Here is a 3,487-nt window from a genome sequence, read left to right as displayed (position 1 = left end):
GGTAAAACCTGGCTGGCCTGCGCCCTGGCCCACCAGGCCTGCCGAGAGGGCTACAGCGTGCGCTATCTGCGCCTGCCACGTTTGCTGGAAGAACTGGGTCTGGCCCATGGCGACGGCCGCTTCGCCAAGCTGATGAGCAGCTACGCCAAGACCGACCTGCTGATCCTCGACGACTGGGGCCTAGCCCCGTTCACCGCCGAACAGCGGCGCGACATGCTGGAGCTACTGGACGACCGCTACGGCCAGCGCTCGACCATCGTTACCAGCCAGATGCCGGTGGACAACTGGCACGAGCTGATCGGCGACCCGACCCTGGCCGACGCCATCCTCGACCGCCTGGTGCACAACGCTTATCGGATCAATCTGAAGGGTGAATCAATGCGCAAACGGACGCAGAAATTGACGACGCCGGGCACCTCAGACTAACAATGCCACCCCTGCGTCGCTGCGCTCCGACTGCCTGTCCGAATGATCGTGGAACAGGTGTCCGGATCAGCGTGGGCTGAGTGTCCGAATGGCGTGGAATCCGCAGTGTGTACGAGTACCTGCGTTGATGTCCACCATGCGCAACTCAGCACCCGCATGGGCAGCATTGCCGGAGATGGCCGCGTGCTCAGACAGCGAGCGCTCGCCACTCGATAGCGCCAGCAAACGCCACGTAAGCTTGGGGCGGCCCTCTCGCTCACGGGTCATGGTGCCTTTACCTTGACCGTTGGCGAGGGAGTAGGCCATAGCCTGAACTTGCTTAGGATCGGCGCGCTTGATTTCATCCAGCGGCAGGATGGTGTCATTACGGTTTGAGGCCTCAATCTCAAGCCCGCCCTTGCTCATGTCCCAGCTAGCAGTAAACGTATTGGGATTACCCCATACCGATGATGCAATCAGCTGCGCCAATGACTTGCCGCTTGAGCTGTCACCTACTAGGTGAAAACCGCCACCAACCACGCCAACCAAACTCAGCAACGGCCCAGCAAGTGCGCAACCGATAGCCAGCGTGAGTACGGGATTGCCTGCGCACTTGGTAGCGACCTCAATTTTCCATTGATCAAGCGTACCGCTGGTGCTGTACAGGTTCAGACTGCGGCTGCCTGCCTGATAACGCACGGTGTCGCTGCCGATGGTGCGAAGAGGCAGTACGAACGCCCCCGAGGCATGCCAGCCAGGCCGCGCCGTTGTGATGATGCTTTGCTCTGGGCGCTGCTCTAACAGGTACTCCATAAACTGGCCGCGTTTGCGTGGTGCGATGATGGCACCCATGCTGAACAAGGCGCGGCGGGCATCCTCCCCACTGCCGCCAAACATTTCCATGGGGATGATCCATTCCTTGGGGCCGCTGTCAGTCAACAGGCGCAGCAGCCGACCTTCGGTGCCATCGTCGCTGTTGGTGGTGCGTGCCAGCACGATCACGGGCGAAGACAGCCAGTCGTCGGTGATGGAGCGAGTGGTTTCCTCACTGTCATCATCAGATGATGCTCGCCTGAAGCCGTGCCAATACACACCAGGGCGAAGCTTGCGACCTACCTCATTCGTTACCCAGTGGGGATACACCCCCCAGCATGGCCGCACGGGCGCAATGGTCGGCGAAGTGGGGCTAGGCACAAGTGCCAAGGTCTTTTCGATGGCACTCACTGGGCGGCCCTCCAGTTGGCGAGGTCGTTAAAGTCGCTTAGCTCCAAAGGCTCAATCGCAGACCAGGGCGGCATTACCAGATCACAGCCAAGCGCTACGGCAGCCTTATTGGCCTTGGTACGACCAGGGTTGCCGTCGGTCAAGCGGTCGTCGTCGCCGGCCACAATCAGTTCGGTGTTGAGATGACGGTATTGCAGGTACTGGCCAACAGGCAGCAAGTTGCCGGCATTCATTGCGCAGGCCACAGCGGCCCCGGTTTCGGTATGGATCGTCACCCCGGTTGCCCAACCCTCGCAGATATACAGGCGCTTGCCTGGCGTGATGGCCCCGAGGATTGAATAGCAGCCCTTCACCATGCCACCACTCAAAAAGCGCTTACTTCCGTCCGGATAAATGCGTTGCAGGTTCATCAGAGCGTCGCCACGATAGAGCGGCACCAACAGCACATCACCCTGTTGGCGAAGGTTGTACGGGCCTACTGCTTTGCGGAGCAAATAGGGGTGGTCAGGATCTGCGGAGTAGGCCCTAAGCCAAAGGCACTTGGCATTTTCAGCGGTCGCCTGCTGGCGCTGGTGCTGTTCGGCTTCCCGTTGGCGGCGCGCCTGCTCGATACGTTGGCGTACCTGCTCGGCTTCCATCAGGTTGGCAGGTTCGCGACTGTGCCAGGTATTCGAACTACCCACCTTCCAACTGCCGTAACAGCCCGAAGCGATCCCATCAGCGAAGAGCACGTACCAGCCATTTAGGGTGCCAGCTTTGTCGCCTGGTACGTGAAAGCGATAAATGTTGCCGTCGGCAATGGGCGGCCAATCCAGTGCCCCGAAAGCATCCTGCAAGACTTCATGGAATTGGATTACACAGTCCATAGAAACACTCCAAGACCAAACAACAGTGCCAGGTCAGTGCAAGCTGGTGCCAGATAAAACAAATAAAACTTGGCAGTATTCACGACACCACCCCCGAGCTTTTCTTGACGTGTTTGAACATGCGCTCGATTACCTGATCAGCGCGTTCATACTCACTGGTTGGCATGCGGTAGCGCGTGCAGTCGCAAGGCTCACCCCAGTGGTTCGGTGACTTCTCAGGAATGTGCTCATACGCCAAACCGTAATTGGTTTCGAGTGCTGGGATGGTCGAATTGAGACAGGTATCGCCGACTATGCGCGCGGCTTCAAAACGGTTGAGATCGCCAAAATAGCGGGTGTGAACCAAGACACGGGCAATTTTGGTTGGGGCGGTACGCAGTAACTCGGCAGGGCTTGTGAGGACGCTGGCATTAAATTGGCTATCTGCAGGACTGGTTTCTGCATGCGTTGAGGGGATAGTCATTTTCATCTTAGGCTTCCCCACCCAGTTGCTCAGCTACCCACGCGTCGATCTCTAGAGAGTCCCAGCCCACTACATTCGAACCGGCAATGCGGCGGGATTTTGGAAAGCGCCCATCCTTCATCAACTCATAGATTTTCGTGCGGCCAATACCAGAAGCAGCTTTCACCGCTGGCAAACGCTTTATGTGACGGGATTGTTGAACAGTGGTAGCCATCGTCGTTTTCCTATCGACTCACAGCGGAATGCTGTGTATGACCACGTATTCAGAACAGAGAGTGCGCCTAGGGAAATTCTGAAGAAGACTTCCTGATTTTGGCAAAATACCCGGATTCCACCCGCTGAGTTTTCCGATGAAGCAGATGACCTTCGCCGACGCCGAGTACGCCAGCAAGCGCAAGCAGACCCGCAAAGAATTATTCCTGATCGAAATGGATCGGGTGGTTCCGTGGAAGGGGTTGATTGCCTTGATCGAACCCCATTACCCCAAGGGTGATGGTGGTCGTCCGGCCTATCCGCTGATGGCGATGCT

General features: G+C 57.8%; 4 protein-coding genes and 2 pseudogenes. 2 read left to right on the top strand and 4 right to left on the bottom strand.

All coding sequences use genetic code 11. From position 1 onward, the window contains the following. Positions 1–426, top strand: a 426-nt coding sequence (locus SOP97_RS04310) for an ATP-binding protein (RefSeq protein ID WP_322948329.1), incomplete at its 5' end; no start/stop codon positions are given. 78 nt (positions 427–504) lie between these two features. Here the strand turns inward: SOP97_RS04310 and SOP97_RS04305 are convergent. The 4 genes and pseudogenes from SOP97_RS04305 to SOP97_RS04290 form a co-directional block, all read right to left on the bottom strand. Beyond that, positions 505–1,620 (bottom strand): annotated as a pseudogene (locus tag SOP97_RS04305) (DUF927 domain-containing protein); the annotation flags it as partial. Between the two features lie 5 nt (positions 1,621–1,625). Further along, positions 1,626–2,495, bottom strand: coding sequence for a toprim domain-containing protein (locus SOP97_RS04300; RefSeq protein ID WP_322948328.1), 870 nt, complete (start codon positions 2,493–2,495; stop codon positions 1,626–1,628). 79 nt (positions 2,496–2,574) lie between these two features. Continuing rightward, positions 2,575–2,964 carry a hypothetical protein gene (locus SOP97_RS04295; RefSeq protein ID WP_322948327.1) on the bottom strand — a complete coding sequence of 130 codons (390 nt, stop codon included), beginning with the start codon at positions 2,962–2,964 and terminating at the stop codon, positions 2,575–2,577. Between the two features lies 1 nt (position 2,965). Beyond that, positions 2,966–3,172: an AlpA family phage regulatory protein gene (locus tag SOP97_RS04290; protein ID WP_322948326.1), complete on the bottom strand. Its 207-nt coding sequence runs from the start codon at positions 3,170–3,172 to the stop codon at positions 2,966–2,968. A 136-nt stretch (positions 3,173–3,308) separates the two neighbouring features. Here SOP97_RS04290 and SOP97_RS04285 point away from each other — a divergent pair. Further along, positions 3,309–3,487 (top strand): annotated as a pseudogene (locus SOP97_RS04285) (IS5/IS1182 family transposase); the annotation flags it as partial.

Source organism: Pseudomonas spirodelae, assembly GCF_034653255.1.
GTDB lineage: Bacteria > Pseudomonadota > Gammaproteobacteria > Pseudomonadales > Pseudomonadaceae > Aquipseudomonas > Aquipseudomonas spirodelae.
Note: the sequence above shows the minus strand (reverse complement) of the source record. Positions and strands in the feature narration are given on the sequence as shown.

Bases quoted from the DNA above. Each gene is read 5' to 3' on its own strand.
- SOP97_RS04290 (WP_322948326.1), bottom strand. From the start codon at position 3,172: ATGGCTACCACTGTTCAACAATCCCGTCACATAAAGCGTTTGCCAGCG.
- SOP97_RS04300 (WP_322948328.1), bottom strand. From the start codon at position 2,495: ATGGACTGTGTAATCCAATTCCATGAAGTCTTGCAGGATGCTTTCGGG.
- SOP97_RS04295 (WP_322948327.1), bottom strand. From the start codon at position 2,964: ATGAAAATGACTATCCCCTCAACGCATGCAGAAACCAGTCCTGCAGAT.